Annotated in this window: 17 protein-coding genes; 1 reads left to right on the top strand and 16 read right to left on the bottom strand. The window is 42.7% G+C overall.

The features are described from left to right. Positions 1-13: 13 nt before the first annotated feature. From H7F27_RS03630 to H7F27_RS03615, 4 genes are all read right to left on the bottom strand, one after another. Positions 14-1,954: an FtsX-like permease family protein gene (locus H7F27_RS03630; protein WP_185848582.1), complete on the bottom strand. Its 1,941-nt coding sequence runs from the start codon at positions 1,952-1,954 to the stop codon at positions 14-16. Next, a complete protein-coding gene (psdA, locus tag H7F27_RS03625; RefSeq protein ID WP_024122961.1) occupies positions 1,929-2,708 on the bottom strand; it encodes a lantibiotic ABC transporter ATP-binding protein PsdA in 780 nt (259 codons plus the stop codon). The genes H7F27_RS03630 and psdA overlap by 26 nt, the downstream gene beginning before the upstream one ends. Before the next feature lie 84 nt (positions 2,709-2,792). Further along, entirely contained in the window at positions 2,793-3,863 is a 1,071-nt protein-coding gene (locus H7F27_RS03620) for a HAMP domain-containing histidine kinase (RefSeq protein WP_103671279.1), read from the bottom strand. Next, positions 3,857-4,570 carry a response regulator transcription factor gene (locus tag H7F27_RS03615; protein ID WP_024122963.1) on the bottom strand — a complete coding sequence of 238 codons (714 nt, stop codon included), beginning with the start codon at positions 4,568-4,570 and terminating at the stop codon, positions 3,857-3,859. Before H7F27_RS03615 ends, H7F27_RS03620 begins: the two co-directional genes overlap by 7 nt. 148 nt (positions 4,571-4,718) lie before the next feature. On the opposite strand from H7F27_RS03615, the gene H7F27_RS03610 reads away from it, so the two are divergent. Further along, positions 4,719-4,928, top strand: a complete 210-nt coding sequence (locus tag H7F27_RS03610) for a hypothetical protein (protein ID WP_185848581.1) — start codon at positions 4,719-4,721, stop codon at positions 4,926-4,928. Between the two features lie 35 nt (positions 4,929-4,963). Here the strand turns inward: H7F27_RS03610 and H7F27_RS03605 are convergent, their stop codons facing one another. The 12 genes from H7F27_RS03605 to H7F27_RS03550 form a co-directional block, all read right to left on the bottom strand. After that, the gene (locus H7F27_RS03605; RefSeq protein WP_024122964.1) at positions 4,964-5,719 is read right to left on the bottom strand and encodes an arylamine N-acetyltransferase family protein; all 756 of its coding nucleotides are present in this window, start codon (positions 5,717-5,719) and stop codon (positions 4,964-4,966) included. Positions 5,720-5,729: 10 nt separating this feature from the next. Beyond that, positions 5,730-5,987: an HPr family phosphocarrier protein gene (locus H7F27_RS03600; protein WP_024122965.1), complete on the bottom strand. Its 258-nt coding sequence runs from the start codon at positions 5,985-5,987 to the stop codon at positions 5,730-5,732. A 23-nt stretch (positions 5,988-6,010) separates the two neighbouring features. Next, entirely contained in the window at positions 6,011-6,961 is a 951-nt protein-coding gene (whiA, locus tag H7F27_RS03595; RefSeq protein WP_024122966.1) for a DNA-binding protein WhiA, read from the bottom strand. A 22-nt stretch (positions 6,962-6,983) separates the two neighbouring features. Beyond that, on the bottom strand, positions 6,984-7,937 hold the full coding sequence (mgfK, locus tag H7F27_RS03590) for a gluconeogenesis morphogenetic factor (protein WP_024122967.1): 954 nt from the start codon (positions 7,935-7,937) through the stop codon (positions 6,984-6,986). Position 7,938: 1 nt separating this feature from the next. Then, entirely contained in the window at positions 7,939-8,826 is an 888-nt protein-coding gene (rapZ, locus tag H7F27_RS03585) for an RNase adapter RapZ (protein ID WP_059334990.1), read from the bottom strand. Positions 8,827-8,850: 24 nt separating this feature from the next. Continuing rightward, the gene (locus H7F27_RS03580; RefSeq protein ID WP_081638370.1) at positions 8,851-9,327 is read right to left on the bottom strand and encodes an 8-oxo-dGTP diphosphatase; all 477 of its coding nucleotides are present in this window, start codon (positions 9,325-9,327) and stop codon (positions 8,851-8,853) included. A gap of 318 nt (positions 9,328-9,645) precedes the next feature. Further along, entirely contained in the window at positions 9,646-10,596 is a 951-nt protein-coding gene (trxB, locus tag H7F27_RS03575) for a thioredoxin-disulfide reductase (protein WP_024122970.1), read from the bottom strand. A gap of 218 nt (positions 10,597-10,814) precedes the next feature. After that, positions 10,815-12,227 (bottom strand): peptidoglycan DL-endopeptidase CwlO, encoded by a 1,413-nt coding sequence (gene cwlO, locus H7F27_RS03570; protein ID WP_185848580.1) that lies wholly within the window; start codon positions 12,225-12,227, stop codon positions 10,815-10,817. A gap of 381 nt (positions 12,228-12,608) precedes the next feature. Next, positions 12,609-14,063, bottom strand: a complete 1,455-nt coding sequence (locus tag H7F27_RS03565; RefSeq protein ID WP_185848579.1) for a tetratricopeptide repeat protein — start codon at positions 14,061-14,063, stop codon at positions 12,609-12,611. Between the two features lie 127 nt (positions 14,064-14,190). Continuing rightward, on the bottom strand, positions 14,191-15,954 hold the full coding sequence (locus H7F27_RS03560; protein WP_185848578.1) for an ABC transporter ATP-binding protein: 1,764 nt from the start codon (positions 15,952-15,954) through the stop codon (positions 14,191-14,193). Between the two features lie 178 nt (positions 15,955-16,132). Next, entirely contained in the window at positions 16,133-16,492 is a 360-nt protein-coding gene (locus H7F27_RS03555; protein WP_044159330.1) for a hypothetical protein, read from the bottom strand. 14 nt (positions 16,493-16,506) lie between these two features. Beyond that, complete coding sequence (locus H7F27_RS03550) at positions 16,507-18,417, bottom strand: DUF6792 domain-containing protein (RefSeq protein WP_185848577.1); 1,911 nt, start codon at positions 18,415-18,417, stop codon at positions 16,507-16,509.

Below are 18,417 nucleotides of genomic sequence, written 5' to 3'. Positions count from 1 at the left end.
ACCGGATTCCATATTACATATGCTGGAGTACAGCACGCTTATAAATATGACGTGTGACGATATAATAAACAGTCTGGAATACAAAATAAATGAAGATGACAATCACGGCCTCAAGAAATAAGTTAGCATTCAGCATGTTGCTTAACGCCACATACGCAAAACCGGCGTGAATCGTGCCCGCGATAAACGGGATGAAGAACAAAAATCCAATTTGTCTTCCAAGGATGGAGTGAATCTCATTGTCCGTAACCCCCATTCTCTTTAATGCTAACACTTGCACTCTCGTATCTTCTATTTCAGTAAACATCCGCAAATACAGCATGCTTCCTTGAACAATAAAAAACAGTACGCTGACAAACAGACCGATAAACAGCATTAGTGCGACTCCCTGCTTCACAACTTGAAAACTCGGAGCACGCGTTTGAAAATCAGATGTATGTTCTTTCGGCACCATGTTTTCAAGCTTCTCAGAGACGTCCACCGTCTCCTGCCAATGCTCAAGCTCATAGCCTACCACTCTCGTCTGATCCTTCAGCGGCACCTCCTGTGTCAGGCTGTCAAAGCTTTTTTCGCCGACAACCAATAAACGGCTGACTCCTCCGACTGACATCAATATCCCTTTGTTTTGCTGCTTTTTCATGACATAGGAAAGTGATTTTCCTGACTTCATATGAAACGCTGCTTTTTCCCCTTCCCTGAACGTATCTTTCACCATCATTTGAAACGGAACATTGATAAACGCTTCATTTTCTTGTAAATGAATAACGGGAAAACCTTTTTCCTTTGCGACTTGATTATAGATTTTCTCTGAAATCAGCAAGGCCTCTGTTTCCGCTTTCCTGTTTCCATACGGCAAGTCTGATTGAAATGTAACAGGAATACCTGTGGCATTCACCTTATATTTAATCTCAGCATCTGCTCTTTTCAATGTATTCTCAGCCGTCTCAGGCTTCATAACCTGAAAGCGGGAAGCGTCTTTTTCCACCCAGGCAACAGATTGAGGAATGCTTTGCTCCTCCTGCCTTTCTAAATCAGCATAAAACATATAGATCACACCTGTAGCGGTTAAAATGACTGCTGTAATCACAGAGGTTAAAAACAGCATGCGTGCGTGATCTTTCAGCCTGAATATCATGTTGGAACGCACAATGATATTGGTTCCTTTGTAAAAGCTGTGTTTCTTTCTGTACAGCATGCGGAAAAACGCGACACTGCTTTGTGTAAAAAAGAAATACGTGCCGATTAACACTAAAATCAAAATCGGAAAGACACGAAACATCATGTCGATCGCATTGGCTGTGGCAGACAGATAATAACCGCCAGCCAGACAAAGCAAAGACAGCACAGTGAGCCATTTTGAATAGGCCGGTAAATTTTTAGGTTTTTGAGCTGATTTAATCAAATCTATGATTTCGAGCTTGCGAATCTGCCCCAGCGATAAAATAAGCAGGACTTGAAACAATATGAGAAAACCGACCGCCGTCAGCACAAATGCTTTCGGTACAATCGCAAACGAGATCGGCACCTTCACACTGAGCATCCATGTCATGACCATAAAAAACAGTTTTGAAAATAACAGCCCCGTGCCGATACCGGCCGCAATCGCCGCAAGAGAAATCAGCGACTGCTCATAATAAATCATCTTTCGGAGCTGCTGCTTTGATGTCCCAAACAGCGTAAACAAGCCAAACTCTTTCTTTCTCGCTTGTAAAAATGCTGAATTTGAATAGGAAATAAAGAATATACAAAACACGATGATGACGATAAGAGCCGCGCTCAAACACGTTTTCACAAGGCTTCCGCCATACACATTGTCTTCCGTCACATCCGGGTGAAAAATAAAAGATGTGAAGACGAAAAAGACCGAGACGGCAAACACACAGCTTAAAAAGTAAGCAACATATCTTTGCAGATTCCCAATAATGTTCTTACGGGCGATGGTTCTCAAATTCATGAAAATCGCCTCCCAACACGCTCAGGGTATCTAGGATACTTTGATAAAACACCTGCTGATTCGTTCCCCTGCGGATCTCTGAAAAAAATCTTCCGTCTTTAATAAAGACGATCCGTTTACAGAAGCTTGCCGCTGTGGCATCATGCGTAACCAATAGTATCGTTGCTTCCTTTTCTTCATTTAGCTGAGCCAGCGTGTTCATGACCTGTTTTGCAGATTTTGAATCAAGGTTGCCTGTCGGTTCATCCGCCAATATCAGAGCCGGATTATGAATAATGGCTCTTGCACAGGCCGCACGCTGTTGCTGGCCTCCGGACACTTCGTATGTACGGTGGTCCAGAATATGTTTGATTTGCAATGTATCTGCCAGTTCATCTAAGCGGTTTTCCATTTCACTCAGCTTTACCTTGTCCAACGCGAGCGGAAGCAGGATGTTTTCCCGAATCGTCAGCGTATCAAGCAGATTAAAGTCTTGGAAGACAAAGCCCAGCTCTCTTCTGCGAAACAGAGCCATCTCTTGATCCTTTAACGTTTTCGGCTGAATGCCGTTGATCATCATCTCGCCCTGGGTCGGCTTATCAATGGTGGCCAGCAAATTCAGGAGCGTGGTTTTTCCGCTTCCCGACGGCCCCATGATGCCGACAAATTCTCCTTTATTTACACTGAGGTCAAAATCGCTAAGCGCCTGATATGACATCGTTCCTTTATTTGAATAATATGTTTTTGACAGCTTCGTTGTTTGCAGCACGTTCATGCCTCTGATCCTCCTTTTTTCTTTATTATAAAAAGGAAGTCAGCAGCCTCCCATCGAACTTTCTTTCAATCTCGCTTTCGAACCTTACAATGCTGTCACATTCGCCAGGGTGTCACTTGAAAAGACGATTGTCATCACGGTGCCCGCTCCCTCTTTTGATTGTGCGTACAGTTTATGGCCCAGCTGGCTGCACACCTCTTTCGCCAAATATAGGCCCATTCCTGTCGCCTGCGTCATGCTTCGCCCGTTTTCACCAGTAAAAAACGGATCAAAAATCCGGGGAAGATCCTGCACCGGTATGCCGATACCGTCATCTGCAACTGATAAACGCGTTTCACGGCCTTGCGTTTCAATCCGGATGGTAATATGGTCCCCAGCGCCTTGCTTTGAATATTTCAGGGCATTGAAAAGGATTTGCTCCACAACAAAGGAGAGCCACTTTTGATCACTGGAAACCTGGACGGCGTTTGATGGCACATGTAATTTCGGAAAAAGGCGCCGTTTAATAAACTGCCGTTTTTCCTGATTGATCAATAAGCGGACAAGCTCTGTCAAATCAAAGGTTTCTGGTTTTACATCAAAAGCGAACTCCTCCAGCCGGGCTGTTTGCAGCATCATGTCCAGCCCATGGCGAAACCGTTCATTTTCATCTTCCAGCTCCTCTAAAAATGTCTGAAAGGAAGAAGCGGTCCCGTTCTTTCCTTCTTGAATCATTAAGGAAATGACGGATACGGGTGTTTTCATATGGTGAATCCATTGATTCGTAAATGTATAATGCTGTTTTTGTTTATTGATATATTGTGAGAGCTTTCCGGCATATTGATCACCAAGCGCGTTAATCATTTTTGTCCAAAGGGCTTGCTCTCTTGTTCTTGGCTTGCGGGCTTCAAGCGACCGCCCTATGTCATTTGAAGCGGGTGCCTGGTCGGCCAGTTTTTTCAAAAATGCCAGAAAGGACACTTGCCGGATGTAATCGGCAGTAAAACCGGCCGCCAAAAGGACACCAGGCAGAACCCATATGTACATCATATTTTCTGCAGAAGGCTCGGCACCGCTCTCTATAATGCTTAAATAGGCAATAAACATAGCGGCACCTATGCTTAATAACGAAAAAAGAATAATGGCTAATCGGTCGATTATATAAGTCTTTAACACTCCCGTTCATCCTTCCGATTGACTTCAAATACATAGCCCTGCCCCCTGATGGTTGCAATGGCGTCTTTCAATCCGGCATTCTCCAGCTTTCTCCGCAGCCGGTTTACATTAACCGTTAATGTATTATCATCAACAAAATCGACGTCGTCCCATAATGCCTCCAGCAATTCATCACGCGAGACAATTTTTTTATGCTCTCTTATGAAAATCGAAAGCAGCTGAAATTCTTTTTGTGAAAACGAAATGCGGCTGTTCTTCCACTCCGCTTCATATTGATCTGGATATATGGTTAGACCGCCAAGCTCCACCAGTCTTGATTCCTGAGACAAAGAAGGAGAATACTCACCATAAGTCCGGCGCAGCACGCTTTTGATTTTGGCCATGACGACTTCTAAGTGAAACGGCTTTGTGATATAGTCATCGCCCCCGTTCTCAATCGCCATCACCTGATTCAGTTCATCAGTCCGCGCCGAGATAAAAATAATCGGGGCATTGGAAACCGTCCGGATTTGCCTGCACCAATAAAACCCGTCAAAAAAAGGGAGATTAATATCGAGCAGCACAAGATCCGGTTTCATTTCCGCAAATTCTTCCTTTATGTCATTCAGCTTTTCAGCTATTTTTATATGATATCCGTATTTCTGAAGATGGCCGCCCAGCAATGACGCAATCCGTTCATCATCTTCCACGAGTAAGATCCGGTACACGTTTATCCCCCTTATATGTCTAGCGCGTTGATTTTTCTAGAAGATTCCAAAATTCATTATAGCATGTGGCGGAGTAGTAAATCGGTCTTTTTCTGTTCATTATGGTAGAATAAAAAAGGAAAAAATTTCATGATAAGCAGGTGTCATTATGAAGAAAATCATGCTACTAGTGACCATTACGTCAATTCTTTCAGCATGCCAGCCGAACTATACCGGGGAATACATAGAAATTGGAGATTCACTGACTGAATACGAAAAAGAGTGCTTTAAAGAGAATCACATTCCTTATCAATATGAAAAAGGGAAACTGTATATCCCGGAAGATGCATTTGATGTAGTAATCAATACTTGTTCATAAGAAAAAGCTTGCAGTATGTCTGCAAGCTTTTCACATTACAAAAAATAAGTGTTTAATTTCTCTTCAAACTCTGAAGGGGCGATGTCACTTTTTTGGCCTTCTCCGCCGTTTTCATGAATCGTAAAATGGCGGTCTGACATGACCATCCGCCCGTTCGGTGTCAACTTTGAGGCGAGCAGTGATTTGTTAAAAGGAGATTTTTCATGAGAATGAATCAGGTCCTTCATGTCATCTAAATCACCGGGATCCCTCTCTTCAAGGGTAAAGGCATAACCGATTTGCCAGCCTTCTCCTTTGTCCATCAACAGAAGATGGGTACCCATTTCCGTCGCTTTTTCCTTGATTCGGAATGCTCCCACAGGAGATTGTACCGTTTCTCCGGAAAGCGGTATCGGCTCCAGCGCCAGGTTGATGCCAAAACCAATATCAACGATGTAATCTCCCTTTTCTGCCGACAGCCATACAGCAGCATGGGTTCCTTCTAATGCCCACTCTTCTTGCTTTCCTGCATAAACTGTTCCGCGAATGAGCTTCACATGAAAACCGGCATCGCGTAAGACATAGTAAAGAAAACCATTCAGGTCGTAGCATAGTCCCCCATGCTGCTCTTTGATCAGACGGCGCCAAAGCTCTTCTTTGGTTACCTTATAATTCTCTTTTGCAAGAACTGCCCGGTTTTCAAAAGGGTATCGGTACGCCATTGCTTTTAGAAAAAGGGGAAGATCGTCGAAGCTGACATGATCCTTCTTCCAGCCGATTTTCTTAAAACAGTCTTTCAGAAAATCATTCATTTTGCATCACCTAAACTTCCTCTTGAACATACGCCGAAAGCTTTTCCAGCGCCTCTTGTTCATCTTCTCCCTCGGCAATCAATGTGACTTCTGTGCCTGTGCTTACTGCAAGGCTCATCAGTCCCATGATGCTTTTCGCATTTACTTTTTTCCCATCCTTCTCAAGAAACACATCTGACGTAAACCGGTTTGCTTCTTGTACAAACAAAGCAGCAGGACGCGCCTGCAGTCCTGTCTTTAATCGAACTTCCACTTTCTGCTGAACCATAAGATCTCCCCTTTTCTTTACGGTTATTTTAAAGTGACGGTTTGCCCTGTCCGCAGCTGTTCTGCGATTTCGTCAAGTTTTCTCAGCCTGTGATTGATCCCTGATTTGCTGATTTTTCCGCTCGCTACCATTTCTCCCAGCTCTTTCAGCGTCACTTCCTGGTAATCAATCCGCAGCTGCGCGATTTCCCGAAGTTTTTCAGGAAGCGCCTCCAAGCCGATTCTTTCATCGATGTATTTAATATTTTCTACCTGTCTGAGCGAAGCCCCAATGGTTTTGTTTAAGTTGGCTGTTTCACAATTGACAAGGCGATTAACCGAATTTCTCATGTCTCTGACGATTCTGACATCCTCAAAACGCAGCAGCGAATTATGTGCACCGATTACGTTCAGAAATTCAGTAATCTTTTCTGCCTCTTTTAAGTAAGTGATATAGCCTTTTTTCCGTTCGAGCGTTTTGCTGTTTAAATGAAACTCATTTAACAGGTCGCATAATGAATCGTTATGCTCTTTATAGAGAGAAAAAATTTCTAAATGATACGAGGAGGTTTCCGGGTTATTGACTGAACCTCCCGCCAAAAATGCCCCTCTCATGTAAGAACGCTTGCAGCATCTCTTTTTGACAAGCTCTTTTGAAATATTTCGCTCAAACACAAAATTCTCGCCGAGTATTTTTAAATCCTCTAAGATGAACTTTGCATTCTCTGAAAAACGCACAATATAGACGTTATTCTTTTTCAGCCGCATTTTCTTTCTGACCAGCAGCTCAACCGACACATCATATTGTCTTTTCAGCAATGTATAGATGCGGCGGGCAATCGCTGCATTTTCAGTTTGAACATCAAGTACGAGATGGCGGTTAGCAAATGATAAAGATCCATTCATTCGGATAAGTGCAGACAGCTCTGCCTTAATGCAGCAGTCCTTCACTTCCAGGTTCGTTAATTCTTTTTTTGTTTCCGATGCAAATGACATATAGCCACCTCATTTCAAGGCTTCATTCTTTCAGTAAATCGACAAGAAGAGAAGCCACTTTATGTGTATCGTGACGAATTACGTCATTTTTATGTGTTACGATTTGATCTCTGATAACTTCAAGCCCCATCGCTTTCAGCTCTTCGATATCAAAATCAACAGGACGCGCCGATTCTACTGCGTACTTACGTTTTATTTCGTCAGGAATGTCTTCACTGTTAACTAATATGGTATCGATAAAGCCGCAGCCCATATGCTGATTGAGCGCTTTCACATGATCGGCAGCGGTATAATGCAGCGTTTCTCCGGGCTGTGTCATCACGTTGCAGATATACACTTTTTTCGCCGGCGCCTTGATCACTTCTTCTCCAATTTTCGGGACGAGTAAATTAGGAAGAATACTGGTATAAAGGCTTCCCGGTCCGATAATAATCAGATCCGCTTCTCTGATTACTTCTATCGTTTCCGGCAGCGGATCAATGTTTTCAGGCGTCAGAAAAACACGCTTAATACGCTGGCCGTACTCCGGAATAGTGGACTCGCCTGAGACCACGCGGCCGTCCTCCATTTCGGCATGCAGAACAACACTGGCATTGGCTGCCGGCAACACCTTTCCTCTTACATTCAGCACCTTGCTCATTTCTGTGACAGCGTGAAAAAAATCACCGGTTATATTCGTCATCGCTGCCAAAATTAAATTTCCGAGTGAATGCCCCGTTAAGTCGTTCCCTTTATTAAAGCGGTGCTGAAAGAGGTCTTCAACTAGCGGCTCCACATCGGATAAAGCGGCAAGTACATTTCTGATGTCTCCTGGTGGCGGGATTTGCAGTTCGTTCCGCAGCCGCCCCGAGCTTCCTCCGTCATCAGCAACTGTGACAATCGCCGTAATATCAACGGGTTTATGCTTTAAGCCCCGAAGCAATACAGAAAGGCCCGTTCCGCCGCCAAAGATTGCGATTTTCGGTTTTTGTCCCATCTTATTTCCGGCTTCTCTTTTCAATGTCCCGGTGAGTAACATGAGTATAGTAATCCTTTTTGAAATAGTCAGCTAAATACTCGGCAAGTGTCACAGAGCGGTGCTGGCCCCCTGTGCAGCCAATCGCAATGACGAGCTGGCTCTTTCCTTCTCTTTTGTAGGACGGCAGCATGAAGCTGAGTAAATCGATTAATTTTTCATTGAACTTTTGTGTTTCATTCCATTTCATGACGTAAGAGGATACCTCTTCATCTTTTCCGGTCAGCGGCCTCATGCTTTCGATATAATATGGATTCGGCAAAAATCTGACATCAAAGACGAGATCGGCATCAATCGGAATACCGTATTTAAAACCAAATGACATGACATTTACCGTAAATGTCTCTCCTTGGTTTGTCGCAAAATGCTTTACAATTTTCTCGCGCAGATCGCGCGGCTTCATGTCTGATGTATCATAAATCATTTGAGAGCGGCCTTTTAATTCCTCAAGCAGCTCACGTTCCAGCGCGATGCCTTCGAGCGGAAGACCAGTCACTGCCAGAGGATGCGAACGTCTCGTTTCTTTATATCTTGTCACGAGAATCGAATCCTTCGCGTCTAAAAATAAAATTCGCGGTGTAATCCACGGATTTTCCGCCATTTCATCCAGCGCCTCAATCAGCCGGTCAAAAAATTCACGGCCGCGCAAATCCATAACAAGCGCGACCTTGCTCATTTTCGAATTTGATTCCTTCATCAGCTCTAAAAATTTCGGAAGCAATGAAGGCGGCAGATTATCGACGCAGAAATAGCCGAGATCCTCAAAGCTTTGAATCGCAACGGTTTTTCCCGCGCCCGACATGCCGGTTATAATGACAAGCTGAATATCATGTGATTCACTAACACTCATCTTTCTCCCCCCTGACTTGTCTTTCTATTTGATGTGCTGCGGATCTAAACGATAACTGAGCAGCTCAAACTCCGGTGTATACGTAAATGTGCCGTGCAGCAGCCCTTGTCCCTTCATCATAAAGTCGAGGATATGGCCGTCTCCCGGGGCCATAGGCAGGTTTTGAATATCCTTCACATTGTGCCACTGCAAAATGCCTTCTTCTGATTCTGACACATTTTCTCCCGTATAGGAATCAGCAACAAACGTAAACATCATCCACTCAGACACAATGTGGTCACCGTCTTTAATAATAAAGGTAAAAACGCCTTTTAGCTGGGGATTTATGATATAGATACCAGTCTCTTCTCTGAATTCTCTGATGACGGAATCCCTGACTGATTCTCCGCTCTCCATCTTGCCTCCCGGCGCAACCCACCAGCCGCGTCTTGGCTTTTGAAGAAGAAGAACTTTGTCATCCGCCTTGAGAACACAATTTGTCACTCTTTGCAAGTACGTCACCTAACCTTCTCGTCCTGTCATCGTCTCTTTATTATACCGTTTCAAGATGCCTCTCACAATGAAGAGACATTGACAATCTTTTCTTCTATTTTACAGCATATTCTTTCCCGCGTTCAGATGATTTTATTGTGAAAGGAAATTGTCTTTTATTTTTGGACAAAAAAAGGACACGGATAACTAGAGAATCCGTGCCAAAAGTGTATTCATTATAAAAAGGGGGTCAATTACTTTATTAATCATAACCGATAAGTTTTACACAACTGTTACAGCGGAATTAAAACCCAGTAACGTTATGTGAAACTCGTATGACAGCCCTTTTTATTTTAAGGTTTTCAGCGTTTCCTGGAGCTCTTCGACATAATGCTGGACGCTTTGTGCGGCAATACTTCCGTCACCTGTAGCCGTTACGATTTGGCGCAATGATTTTTCGCGAATGTCTCCGGCTGCGAAAATCCCTTCAACCTTTGTTTCCATTCGGTCGTTGGTTTCGATGTAGCCTTCTTCATTTGTGATGCCAAGGTTTTCAAACGGTTTAGACAGAGGAAGCATACCGATATAAATGAATACGCCGTCTGTTGTGAATTCACTTTCTTCACCAGTTACCGTATCTACAAGCGTCACTTTGCCGACTTTGCCGTTTTCCTCATGAATTTCCTTCACGGTTTTATTCCATAAGAAATCTACTTTTTCATTATCAAACGCTCTCGCTTGGAGAATGCTTTGCGCACGGAGTTTGTCACGTCTGTGTACAATCGTTACTTTTGAAGCGAAACGTGTTAAGTACACGCCTTCTTCAACCGCTGAGTCTCCTCCGCCGATAACAACCAGCTCTTTGCCTTTAAAGAAAGCGCCGTCACATACTGCACAATACGAAACACCGCGGCCACCCAATTCTTTTTCGCCAGGCACGCCGATTTTTTTATACTCTGCACCTGCGGCGATGATAACAGCACGTGCTTTATATTCTTTTGAACCGGCTTTCACAACTTTGTACTCTTTGCCGTCCACAATTTCTTTAATATCGCCATAAGCGTATTCCGCGCCGAATTTCTTCGCGTGTTCAAACATTTTGTTGGAAAGCTCAGGTCCGAGGATGCTTTCGAAACCAGGATAGTTCTCCACATCTTCCGTGTTTGCCATTTGGCCGCCCGGAATTCCTCTTTCAATCATTAATGTCGATAAGTTTGCTCTAGATGTGTATACAGCGGCCGTCATCCCAGCGGGACCCGCGCCGATAATAATCACGTCATATATTTTTTCTTCTGACACACTCATTCACTCCTTAAAACGTCTTTTCGAGTTGGGCTCTTCCTTATATGATAAGAATCCCCATCAAACGTATTCCTTACCCATATCCTATAAAATCTCATGGTGATACGCCATTTTTTTGCTCATTTTTTTCGAAACGCGATTAAATATATTTCAAAAGGGTATGTATGTTAATAAAGAAAGAGCCTTCTGTCCATAGAAGGCCCTTGTCTTATTTATTATTGAACAACACGTCTTACAACGCCTTTAAATGCTTTTTTCCAGTACACGTTGTTCATAGAGTCAACAGATACACCATGAGATGTATTGTCGTTAAGGAACGTACCGTTTCCTAAGTAGATTCCAACGTGACCATTTGTTTTGTATGTGTCAAAGAAAACTAAGTCTCCGCGTTTCATGTCTGACGCGCTTACAGCTTGTCCTCTTCCAACTAAAGTATCAGTCGTTGTTCCGCCGACAGGTCCAAGGTTGACACCTGCAGAAGCGTAAGCCCAGCGAACGAATGATGAGCAGTCAAAAATACGGTTGTTGATATCAGACTGAGAGCGTCCGCCGCCAAACTTGTACGGAGATTGTCCGACAATGCTTGATCCAACGCTGATCGCGCCTTCAATTCCGCCTGAGTTGCTGATGACAGTGCCGCCTGAGTTATTGCTTGAGCTGCTGCTCTTCTTAGAAGATGAGCCGTTAGACGAACTGTTAGATGAACCCTTAGAAGAGTTGTCTGAAGAATCATCATCAGATGAGCTTGCTTTTGCTGTTTCAGTTGTAGCCGTTTGGCTGTCATCTGTTTGTGTTTCATCAGATGCTTTTTGTGCTTCTTCCTGCTTTTTGATCAGCGCAGCCGCAGCTTCTTGTTGTTTTTTGATACGCGCTTGTTCTTCTTCAGTATCTGCTTTTTGGTTTGCAAGGTCAGCTGCTTCTGATTTTAATTCGGAAATCGCGTCAGCTGTTTTCTTCTGGCTGTCCTTTGCTTCGTCGAAAAGCTTGTCTTTTTCATCAAGCTGTTTATCAAGATCTTTTTGCATTGTTTCTAATTTAGCCAGTGCAGCTTGAACTTCTTTCAGCTTGTCATTCAAATCCGCTTCCGAATCTTCAAGCTTCGCTTTATCCTGCTCTTGCTGCTTGATTAAATCTTTGTCTGCATCCACAATAGATGAAACCGCAGTCGCGCGAGAGATAAAGTCACCAAAGCTCGTTGATCCTAAAAGGACATCTATGTACCCTTGAGATCCGCCGCTTTCCTGTAAAGAACGAACACGTTTTTTCAGGATTTCATTGCGTTTTTCGATGCGGGCTTCAGTCTCTTTAATTTCTTTTTTCAGTTTTTTGATTTCTTCTTTTGTTTTATCGTTTTCTTCTTTTTTATCTTCAATTTTGTTGCTTGTATCGAGCGCCTTCGCGTTAATGTCTTTCAGTTCTTTTTCAATCTTTGATTGATTTCCCTGAAGCTCAGTTAATTCTTTTTCCTTCGCTTCAATGCTGGAAGCAACCTCAGATTGCTTGCTTTCGATTTTTTGTTTCTTTTCATCTAATGTTTCCGCCGATGCAGTTTTACTTGTAAATGGGATCAAAAAACTGCTTGTCCCGATGACGGAAGCCAAACCAAGTGTCAATAAACTCTTTCTCACTTTTTATATCCTCCCTTTTACTGTGAACCTGTTCTCATTTGGAATTGTATTTTGAACATCAAGTTTCGTTCCTCATACTCTACGAGGAATGATGATTGTTTATGGTTAATTATTCTGTGCATCTCTTAATCTGGGTGTATAGCGTTTATTTCACATCATATGTAAAAAACACTAATTCCTTATGTACGAGAATCATTATACCATCAAGTTTCGACAAATTAGCGATAAATTTTATTACATTTGTGTTTCAAACAGATGTCAGGTTGCACATCATTTGTCATTTTTCTTAAATTGATAAAAAACCTGTCGATATTACTTTCTTAATATACTTCTTAGAATAAAAAGAGAGTTGATTCACAGAATCAACTCTCAATCAATATACTATTCTAAAATATCATCAATATATTTCATATATTTCGTCAAAGTAGCCGGAGAGATGCCAAATTGGGCTGCTGTTTCTTTTTTGGTGTCATGTTTGCCATGGGCTTCTTTCCAAATATAGTAGATAGCCGCAGCCCATCCGCTCACATTTTTCAGCGGCCCCGCTGCGCGGATTTGCTGTATCACATGGAATACCCAGCAGCTCATGACTTCTGTTTTCATCTCATCTTGTTCTGCTTCTTCCAGCAATTTAACCGTTTGATAAGCGAAAAGCGCATCCTCTGACACATCTGCTGCTGCGGAATCTCCGTTCAAGAGCAGCTTAACAAAATGGTTTTCAAAAGGAGCGGTGATGCGCTTCGAGCGTATCACGGCCTCAAGATGCTCCGTTTCACCCTTGGTGCTGCTGATATAATAGGCCGCCAATCGCTGTTCTACTGACGAAGGAAGTACTTCCCGCCGCTCAATCCACGGAGCCGGACGGTCTGCTCCTGGATATTGCGACTCGACTTTTCTCCATACCGTTTCGGCAAATTCTTTATAGCCCGTAAAGTAAGCAGAGCACGAGAGCCAGTAGTAGAATGTGTCGTCTCCTTCAAAACCGCTTTTATATAGTGATCTGAGCCATTTGTACCCAATATCATACCGGCCGACAAGCGACAGAGTGGCACCCAGTTTATAGCGCTGTTCAAATAACATCGGATATACATTTGAAAGCTGATCACTCAGCTCTGCCACCTTTTCATCTTCTCTTTCATAATAGTAGAAAACGAGAAGATTACATAATGCGTGAAGATTTCCTTCATTATTATTCAGCACTTGATAAGCCGTTTGTTTCGCTTTCACAACATTGCCGGAATAAAAGTGGGCAAGGGCGAGATTATTATAAGCGGACCAAAGCTCAGGATATTCGTGTGTGATTTCCTCAAGGGCCGCAACGGCTTCAGCAAGCTGACCGCTTTCAAGCAAGGACTTCGCCCGGTCCTGTTTGATAAGCAATTCATCCTGATCATATAAAGAATCCTCAGGCCCGCCGTCTCCTAAATCAAGCAGTTCAAGCAGACTATCATTCTCTTCGGAAAATTCACCGTCCGGATCAGCGTCTGAATAAGCAGCAGCTTCTTTATAAGCTTCCTGAAAGAGTCCCAGATGGGCAAAGTTATTTGCTTTAAAATAATGGCATTCCGGCATTTCCGTCTCAAGATTCGCCAAAATATAATCAAGCAAATCGTTTGATTCCTGGTATTGCCCCATCTCAGAATAAATGACCGCAAGCTGCGAAAGCATCTCTGAATCCCTCGGCTCCAAATGAACCGCACGCTGGATCAGTTTGCTTGCCCGCTTCAAATTGCGTTCTTTATACGCTTTCAAACCTTTATGAAAAAAATAATGTCCATCTTGAAGCAGCTGGACAATTTGTGCGTGATTTTTATGTTCAGAAGTGTGTTTTCCCACAACTACCCTCCGTTTTATACAATATTACCGTCAGTAGTATACCATAAATCGTAAGCCTCTCAATAGTTCAAAAGGAAGGATTGGGAAAATCCCTCCTCTTTTTTTTATTGGCTGAATCGACCAGAATTTACCCGGCTTTGTTTTCTAAATCCGCATTCATTTTAAGCTGCTGTTCAGCAAAATCTCTGTAAAGGTCATGGGAAGCCATTAATTCATGGTGCGTGCCGCGTCCCGTAATTTCCCCTTTTTCAACAAATAATAGCTGATCAGCATCTACAACAGTCGATAAGCGGTGAGCGATAACAATAGTTGTCCGGCCTTCCATCAGCACCTCAAGTGCCTGCTGCACTGATTTTTCAGATTGGCTGTCGAGGCTGGAGGTGGCTTCATCAAGCATCAGGATGCTCGGATCACGGAGAAGCGCCCTGGCAATCGCAATTCTTTGTCTCTGTCCGCCCGACAGCATAATACCGCGTTCACCCACTTCAGTATCAAGCTGATTCGGCAGCTCCTGTATAAAATTAAGAGCGTATGCCATCTCCGCTGCTTTTTCGATTTCGGCATCCGTTACCTCACGTTCCAGCCCATAACAAATATTGTCTCTGATCGTTCCCGACATTAACGGACTTTCCTGTGACACGTAGCCGATATGCTGACGCCACGATTCGAGCGAATACGTATCCACCGGCTCGTCTCCCAGCCGAATGGTCCCTTCAGTCGGAGAATAGAAACGCTCAAGCAGCTTAAACAGCGTGGTTTTCCCGCCGCCGCTCGGCCCAACAATTGCTGTAACTTTCCCCGCTTCAATCACGGCGCTGATATCCTTCAAGATCATCTGCCCAGGCTTATAGCCAAAGGACACCTGATCAAGGCGGATAGGCAGATGCGCGTTGTCAATTTGGTTTCCTGTGACGGTATCTTCCTCTTCCTCTGCCAATATCTCAATCATCCGTTCCGTTGCACCGATTGATTTTTGCAGCTGTGTGAAGAACGTTGTAATCTGGCCCATCGGCATTATGATTTGAAACAAATATAAAATAAAAGCCACGAGTGCTCCGGCAGTCAATTCGCCTGATGACACCTGCATACCGCCGTATCCAATAACAGCCACGAGTGCGGCCATTAATACGAGAGAAATAAGCGGCCCAACAAGCGATTGCACCTTCGCTTCACGAACCCCCAGCTGGAATAATGAAGAAATCCCCAGCTTTCCGCGTTTGTATTCGACTTCCTCTGCATTTGAAGCCTTCACAAGCCTGATTTCCGGAAGTATTTGATTGAGCAACCCTGTAAAACGTGCGGTTTCATCTTGAGTTTCCCGAGAAATGGAGAACATCTTCTGGCCGATTGGCACTAAAATCAGCGCCGCTAATGGAACAACTACTAAAACAAGCAGCGTCAGCTTCCAGTTCATAATGAATAAGATGGTTAGTGATCCAATGACCGAAATGATACCTGTTATAAATCCGCTGATATGGCTGGTGATCAGCTCTTTTACCACCATCGTATCATTCGTGACCCGGCTGACAGTCTCACCGGAAGCGTTAGTATCGAAATAAGATACAGGAAGCTTAATTAATTTCTTCCATAATAAATCCCTTAACCCAGAGATGATTTTTTGCCCGCTATAGTTTAGCGCGTATGTAGCGTAGGCGCTTAAAGCGGCCTGAATAAAAAAAACGAGCGCGATCAGCCCGATTTGCGTGCCGGACAGCGCTGACATGGAAAAACCGTCGACAAGCTGTTTCGTTAATAAAGGAATCAGCAGGCTGACCAGTGTTGTCACAATACTGAGAATCAGCGCAAAAGCGAGCTTTCCATAGGATGGGTTTGTCTGTTTCACTAATGCAAAAAAGGCTTTGAATTTTCTTTTAGGTTGCTGTGTTGACATAGTATTTTTCCTCCTGTTTCAATCCCTTTACGCGGTCAGCAAGGTTGAACGGAATATAATAGGATTATTTTTACTCTTTCTAAATCATAACAATGGAGAGAGACTTTTTCAGTATATTTTTCTTGTACACTGAAAATAAAAATCCCCTATTCATGACTCGAATAGGAGACGTTTCATCTTATAGATCCTTTTCGGGCTTCTTTTTTCGATACGTTAAGGTAACCTCTTGCTGCCTCAGGTCTTCAATGATCATCTTGAACCGGTCAACCTTTGCAGTATGCTCTTCTTTTATCGTTTGAAGTGCAGTTTTCTGCTTTTCGCTTTTCGATTCAAGCTCTTCTTTTATTTTTTTGACAATCATTCCTTTTTGCCCTTTGATTTCTTCTTTTAATGCAGACTCAAATTTTTTAGTCAGGCTGAGAATGTCGTTGATGGGTTTATTGAGACTGCCTGCTTTCCCCTTCATTTCGTCATGGGTTAGAAACATATAGGTGGTTGATACAACTTCTGTTTCACTTTCTGAAAATAAGGAAGTCACTCTGTCTATTCCTCCTAAGGCTGAAAATCGAATAACTGTGAGATCATTTCTTCTTTTTCAAATAGCTTTTCGATGCTCTCGCGGATATTTTTGATAAAGTTCTTTTTTTCCGATGTCTGTTTTTTTAGTTCTGCAACAATTCCGTCATTAGCAGGGAGAGCACCTGTATGGAACGATTCATGAACTGATATTTTCTCTAATTTATCGAATGTGTGACTGAAACCGGCCGCAAGCCGGAATTGAAGATCGAAGGCATAATGCGAAGGGTTTTCTTCCATATGTTGAATCGACGTGATGATTGCCTGTTTTTTGTCTATAAACTCCTCATCGATTTCCTGACGGAATACCTTTTGGTACGCAGAAATCGCATCTTCCATATCTTCAACTATCTTCATGCCGTTTTGATAGATTCTGACAGCGGAAGAGATATTGACTTTAATCGTTTCTCCCAAGCCGCCCTTCCCTGTAAAGTAAATATCAGAACCCTTATAGCTAAATCCTTTTTCCTTTGATAATGCGTTCAGCATTTGAACGATGCTGTGGCCGTCGACGATGAGTTTTAATGCGTCTTTTGTTTCTGTGTCGAGTGTTTCAAAAGAAGAAATCATTGATTTTACATACTCCACAATTTTACCAACATCATTTAGAGCTTGCGTGAATTGGCCATGCTTTAGATGATCAATGAAATCATCGTATTGTAATTCTATACCTTTCATACTCGCATTAAGATTAGATAACTCTTTTTTTATGACTTTTTTCTGTGTATCATCAATATAACCATTTTCAGCAAGCTGATCTACAATAGGCCCGCTGTTTCCCAACAGGGTGTGAAGAAAACCTAAAAAGGCTGGCAGCTGCTCTTTAATTCGGCCATACATTTGCTTAACATCATCAAAATTTTCATAAACAACACTTGCTTTCGCTAAAACGCCGTCTGTATGCTTTACTTTTTCTATCAATTCTATGTCTATTCCGCTGGCTGCCTTTACAAAACCGTTTAAGCCGTCTTTTTCATAGTCGTCCTTATATTTTTGAAGGTATTCCTGCATCGACCTTACGTCTTCATCAGGAATCCCATCCATAATGTTTCTGATGCCTTTCACACTTGTGTTCGTATCCGCCATCTTCACATCGCCGAATGTAATGAAATCCGCCTTGCCGCTGACTCCGTACAGCGGGTCATCTTTTGATATGCGTTGGGTGATGTTTGCTGTGACGCCTTTGTCTTCATAATATTTTTGGATTTCTTTTTTTAGCTTTTCTGGTGGGATAGAATCAATATCTTCGTATTTATAACTAAATTTCCTAATAACATATCTATATAAACTTTCATCAGTTTCAAGTAATTGATCGATATTGACTTGAGCCCCATTTACACCATAAACCTCATCATAGTCTCCATTAATCAATTGCACCATTACTTGGTTATTATTAGCAAGGGAATGTCCTAAGGCGAATGTTTTTAAATCCTCCGAGTCACCTGCTGCTTTCTTTGCTTTTTTAGTAAACTCCTTTGTAGCCTCATACTGACTATGATCGATTCCTAAAAAAAGACCAAAAAAGTTATACGACCAATCCTTATTATCAGCACTGCCTTCTGAAATAATATGAAGCTGATCGATATGTTTTTTCTTATCTATTATATGGATTGCCGTCCCATCGTAACCTGATTCTCTGGTCGAACTTTCTATACTTGTATTCTGGTTTACAAGTTCACTGGAGGTATATATTTCAATTTTTGTATTCTCCGGAAGATCGTGGCGGGTTTCCTCTTTATAAATTCTCCGTACATCTGCTTCGAAATCCGCTTTGGCTTCCTTAACTTCACTTGCATTGATTGAGGCAAACTTTTGTTTATAGTCATATTCTAAATCAATTAGCCGTAACTTTACGTTCTCATTCTCAAATACATTTTTATTTTCCAT

The sequence above is a fragment of the Bacillus sp. PAMC26543 genome (genome assembly GCF_014250375.1).
In the GTDB taxonomy this organism is placed as follows: Bacteria; Bacillota; Bacilli; order Bacillales; family Bacillaceae; genus Bacillus; species Bacillus halotolerans.
Note: the sequence above shows the minus strand (reverse complement) of the source record. Positions and strands in the feature narration are given on the sequence as shown.